This window comes from Bradyrhizobium sp. (genome assembly GCF_049691595.1).
Lineage (GTDB): Bacteria > Pseudomonadota > Alphaproteobacteria > Rhizobiales > Xanthobacteraceae > Bradyrhizobium.
This window is the reverse complement of record NZ_JBAVNZ010000195.1, coordinates 1-5096: the sequence shown is the minus strand read 5'-3', so window position 1 is coordinate 5096 and position 5096 is coordinate 1. Positions and strand designations below refer to the sequence as shown.

Here is a 5096-nt window from a genome sequence, read left to right as displayed (position 1 = left end):
CTGCCGGGGTGGAAGCGTGCCAAGCCATATGCCTATAGCGACGCGGAGATCGATGCGTTGCTGACGGCGGCGCTGGCTCTGCCGCCAGAGGACGGGCTGCGCCGATGGACCTACCATACCCTGTTCGGGCTGATCGCGGTGACAGGCATGCGTATATCCGAGGCGATGGGCCTGGAGCGTGATGACGTCGACCTCGACGCCGGCGTGCTGACGGTCCGGCTGACCAAGTTCGGCAAGTCGCGGCTCGTGCCATTGCATCCGACGACGAGAACCGCGCTGCGCGACTACGCCGACCGGCGCGATGCACTGCTTGGATCACGCTGCGGTTCGACCTTCTTCGTTGCCGAACAGGGAGGCCGCTTGCTGCACCAGTACGTTCATCGCGTCTTCTGGCGATTGTCCCGAGAGATCGGGCTGCGGCGCCCAGGTGATCATACCGGGCCACGCGTGCACGACTTCCGTCATCGCTTCGCCATCCGGACGCTGCTCGACTGGTATCGCGAAGGCAAGGATGTCGAGCAGCAGCTCCCAGTGCTCTCCACTTACCTCGGCCACGCCTGCGTGCGCGATACTTACTGGTATCTCTCGGCCTGCCCCGAGTTGATGGAAGAAGCGGCGCGGCGTCTCGATCGGCGATGGGAGGTGACGCCATGAAGCCCGCCTGCAATGTCGCCACGTTGATCGAGCGCTTCTTCACCGAGCGTCTCATGCGCCAGCGCAATGTTAGCGCCAACACGATCGCCTCCTACAGGGACACGTTCCGGCTGCTGTTCATGTTCGCACAGGTGCGGCTGCGGAAGTCCCCATCTGCCCTGACGCTCGCCGATCTGGATGCAACGATCATCGGCGCGTTCCTCACCGATCTCGAGGTAAAGCGCGGCGCCAGCGCGAAGACGCGTAACCTGCGTCTGACCGCCATCCGATCCTTCTTCAGGTTCGTGTCTTTCGAGGAACCGGCACACAGTGCGCTGATCCAGCGCGTGCTCGCCATACCGAGCAAGCGCTACGACAAGCGACAGGTGCACTTCCTGACGCGCCCCGAGATCGAGGCGGTTCTCGCCGCGCCCGATCGAACGACGTGGCTCGGCCGCCGCGATCACACCTTGCTGCTGGTCGCGGCCCAGACGGGCTTGCGCCTCTCCGAGCTGACTGGCCTTGACCGGGATGCCGTCCACCTCGGGTCTGGCGCACACGTACGATGTGTCGGTAAAGGGCGGAAGGAGCGGACCACTCCGCTGACCACACTCGCTCGGTGTGCGCTCCAGGCATGGCTCAAGGAACCGTTACGAAAAGGAGCAACAGCGTTGTTCCCCAACGTACACGGGGCCCGGCTCAGTGCCGACAGCGTCCAGTCGCTGCTGGGAAAGCATGTTCGTGTCGCTCACAAGAGTTGCCCGTCTTTGAAGGCCAAGAGCGTGTCACCGCACGTGCTGAGGCACAGCGCTGCGATGGAACTGCTGCAAGCCGGCGTCGACTGCTCCGTGATCGCGCTGTGGCTCGGTCATGAATCGGTCGAGACGACGCAGACGTACCTACACGCCCACCTCGCCCTCAAGGAAGCTGCCCTGGCGAAGCTCAAGCCGTACGAGCGCGGCAAAGCGAACCCGCTTCCAGCCGAACGACCGCCTGCTCGCCTTCCTCGAGGCGCTCTGAACGACCAGACTATGCCGAATGGAATGGGGCTGCCGTGCACGCGATCGACGATGCCAGCGTGACAACGACGCGCCATACCGGACCCGTTCGGCATAGTTCGGCGGGCGGCATAAACCTGCCTATGCCGCGCTCGGCATAGGGCGGTTTCGATCAACGAACAAAGAACGGCCCATCGATGGCCGCCCCCATCGCTGCCGGCGAAGAGATGATTCTTGCGACCGAGCGCCACTGGCCTGATTGCGCGTTCAACCGGATTGGTATCGAGTTCGATGCGGCCATCATGCAGGAAGCGCGTCAGAGCGTCCCAGCGCGAGAGTGCGTAGCGGATCGCTTCGGCAATCGTGCTGCGGCCTGGTACAAGAGGAAGCTGCTCTTCGAACCAGAGCTACATCTCCTCGACGACAGGCTTGGAGCGATTGCGGCGAGCCGCGAGCCGGTGGCCCGGCGATTGACCGCGAACGACGGCTTCGATGGCATAAAGTTCTGCGATCCGGCGCAGCGCCTCGGTCGCGATAGGTGCGTTGGTTGCCTGCGCTACCTCGTAGAACTTGCGCCGTGTATGGCTCCAACATGCGGTGAGCACGACGTTGCCCTTGCTTGTCAAGGATTCGAAGCCGGCATAGCCGTCGACATGGAGCACGCCCTGGAAGTTCTCCAGATGGGAAGCTGGACGCTCAGCTCGGCGGTCTGGCGCGAACACAAAGACTGCAGCCGGCGGCTCCGGTCCACTCCAGCCGCGTTGCTCGCGGGCATAAACCCAGAGACGTCCGGTCTTCGTACGTCCGCGACCGGGATCGAGCACAGGGAGCGGCGTGTCGTCGGCAAACAGATGGTCGGAGGCAAACACGTTCTTGGCCAGGCGCTCACGCCGACCCATCCGGCCAGCGTCGAACGCGGGAGATCGACGCCGTGGCGGGCGAAGATCTGCGACTGCCGATAAAGCGGCGTGTGATCGCAGTATTTGCTGACCAGCACCTGGGCGAGCAGTGCCGGTGTCGCCAGGCCGCAGGCGATCACCCGCTCCGGAGCTGGCGCCTGCACCACAGTCTCGCAGCTCCGGCAGGCATATTTGGGACGCGTGGTGCGGATCACGCGCAGCTGCGCCGGAACCCAGTCCAGCATCTCGCTCACGCTTTCCCCGATCACATGCAGCGGGCCACCGCAGCAGCGCAAATCATGTCGTCGATATCGAGCCGTACGTCGTCGCGCGGCAGATGGTCGGGCAGCGGCTTGCGATGGGAGGTCCGTTCGGATGGTTGGTTCTCGACCCGCGGACCGCTCTCACGGGCGCGGGCGAGATCGCCGTCGAGGTCTTCAAGCCCGAGGGCGAGTTGGTCGGGATCGAGACGCTCGGAACGACGGCCAAACTGCGCGCGCTGCAACTGCTTGATGATGGATTTCAGGCGGTCGATTTCGCTGTCGCGATGTTCGATCGTGGCGGCGATATCGCACACCAGACGATGCAGAAGTGCTGGGTCTGTCGGAAGATTTTGGAGATCGATCTGCATGTCCGATTCTACTCGAATCAGCTGATTCGAAGAAGGGACTTAGCGTTATTTGATAGGGGTTTTTGTGATTCAGCCGGCAAGAAGCGGTCTCCAGAAGCGCTCCGGCGTACGCCAGTCGATGCCTTCAAGCAGCATCGCGAGTTGCGCCGGCGACAGCGTCACCGAGCTGCCAGGCTCCGCGAGGCGCGGCCAGAAAAAGTTTCCGCGGTCGATGCGCTTGGTGAACAGGCACAGCCCCGTCCCATCCCAAAACAGGATCTTCAAAAGCGAAGCATTCTTGCCGCGGAACACGAACAAGTGACCCGAGAATGGATCCTTCTTCAGATGCTCCTGGATCAGTGTCGCGAGGCCATCGAGCCCTTTCCGCATGTCGGTATGACCCAGTGCCAGATGCATCTTCACGCCTGCCGGAACAACCATCATGGTGATGTCTTCCCCTTGGCGAGCCGCCGCTTCACCGCAGCCGGGTTGCTGCCTTCAGGTGCAAAGACGCGCCGCCCATCATCCAGTTCGATCGCCATCATACCGTCGGGCGGCCGCACGAGATCGCGCAAAACGGCGAGCGCCGACGGCTCATTCGCCGCGCCGTCGGAGAGTGCTACCGTTACGACTTGCGGAGCCTTTCGAGCGCTCAGGCCGAAGTCGACCCGCCAGCGGAACACCATGCTGGTGGCGACGCCATGGCGGCGACAAATCTGCGCCACGCTGGCACCAGGCTTCTCCGTCTCCTGCACGATCGTTCGCTTCTGCTCGTCGCTGAAGCGACGGCGGTTCGACCGGCCGTCCGCCGCCTCCGGTGTCAAGCGGTACTTGCGCCGCGCGCAATTAGCAGCGCTGCTTAACTGAGCCCGGGCACTCGGATGAAGCAGGCTTCGCCAGTCCATTTCGTTGCCGGATTGTTCCAGCCGATTGCGCCAAATCCGCAACGCATGCGGCGACAAACCCAGCGCTGCGGCATACTCGGCGTGCCCCATGCCGCTCCAGTTCATCGCTTCGATATGCATGCCCCAGAACGCCTGAAGAGCCACCGGACCGCTGTCCGTCCGCACGCTGTAGCGATTGCGCCGAGGCCTCTTGGGCTTGTTCGACTGTCCACTCTTCGGCTGCCGTCCCGGCTTTTTCCAGCGCAATTTCTGCAGATGTTCCGCATGCTTGCGCAGATCCTCCGCGCTCAGCAGATGACGCGCCCACCGCATCAAACTTGCCGTCGAAAGATCGTGTTTCCGGCAGTAGTGTTCCGCGTCCAGCGCGCTTCGATACCAGCCGCAACATGGTTCGACCAGAACGGGTTATCGGCCTTTACCCAGGAACGACGAGACGCCATCGGCGATTCTCCACTGCAGCAGAGAAGCTGAAATGGAACCAGAACAAAATATCAGAAAGATGTGCAGGAGTCGGACGGTTACAGCCCCATCGAGCGATTGCAAGATAAAGCGAGTTTCCCCGCTTCCGGAACTTCGTTCCTAAGTTTTTGTCTGCACATTGTTTTAGGTCAATCTCCGAAGTTCCACCGAGATGAGCGAGCGGCGCTTTTTCTGATTGTTATTCTCTTTCAATGCTCCGAGAGCCGTCGCTCGTGCCGTGCGAAGATTGGGAGATTGCCGAAGCTTCGCCGCCGCAAGCGTTTCGACGCTACTCTACGACTATCGCATTTTTCTCTTTCAAGGCGCGCGCTGACTTCCGATCGTCGTCTCATGGCACGCAATGAAGACGACTTTCGTATCCGTCCCGGTAAGGTCCGCGATCGCGGCGGCGGGCAGGAAGCCGGGCGTCGGATCGGCGCGGCGCGTGGACGCCCGACCAGCTTCGTCGGTGAGGTTCAACGGGCCATACGTCGGGCCGGCGGCAATCCGAACCGTGACTTCGGCACCGGCAAGGGAGGTGGCAGGTTCAACGCGCGGGGCCGGGGCGCGGCAGCGGCGCTGACGTTGAAGA

Annotated in this window: 3 protein-coding genes and 3 pseudogenes; 3 read left to right on the top strand and 3 right to left on the bottom strand. The window is 62.6% G+C overall.

The features are described from left to right. Together WCE35_RS09050 and WCE35_RS09045 are read left to right on the top strand one after the other, a co-directional pair. On the top strand, positions 1 to 654 hold a 654-nt coding region (locus WCE35_RS09050; RefSeq protein ID WP_424593004.1), incomplete at its 5' end, for a tyrosine-type recombinase/integrase. Continuing rightward, positions 651 to 1653, top strand: a pseudogene (locus tag WCE35_RS09045) (tyrosine-type recombinase/integrase). The gene WCE35_RS09050 and the pseudogene WCE35_RS09045, both read left to right, overlap by 4 nt. Before the next feature lie 67 nt (positions 1654 to 1720). Here the strand turns inward: WCE35_RS09045 and tnpC are convergent. From tnpC to tnpA, 3 genes and pseudogenes are all read right to left on the bottom strand, one after another. After that, positions 1721 to 3161, bottom strand: a pseudogene (gene tnpC / locus WCE35_RS09040) (IS66 family transposase); the annotation flags it as partial. Between the two features lie 69 nt (positions 3162 to 3230). Further along, on the bottom strand, positions 3231 to 3584 hold the full coding sequence (gene tnpB, locus WCE35_RS09035) for an IS66 family insertion sequence element accessory protein TnpB (protein WP_424593003.1): 354 nt from the start codon (positions 3582 to 3584) through the stop codon (positions 3231 to 3233). After that, positions 3581 to 4357, bottom strand: coding sequence for an IS66-like element accessory protein TnpA (tnpA, locus tag WCE35_RS09030; RefSeq protein WP_424593002.1), 777 nt, complete (start codon positions 4355 to 4357; stop codon positions 3581 to 3583). The genes tnpB and tnpA overlap by 4 nt, the downstream gene beginning before the upstream one ends. A 189-nt stretch (positions 4358 to 4546) precedes the next feature. Between tnpA and WCE35_RS09025 the strand changes: the two are divergent. Next, a pseudogene (locus WCE35_RS09025) lies at positions 4547 to 5096 on the top strand (hypothetical protein); the annotation flags it as partial.

What these genes read in the sequence shown, in the direction of transcription:
- tnpA (WP_424593002.1), bottom strand. Translation starts at nt 4,357, where the DNA reads ATGCGGTGGGCGCGTCATCTGCTGAGCGCGGAGGATCTGCGCAAGCAT.
- tnpB (WP_424593003.1), bottom strand. Translation starts at nt 3,584, where the DNA reads ATGATGGTTGTTCCGGCAGGCGTGAAGATGCATCTGGCACTGGGTCAT.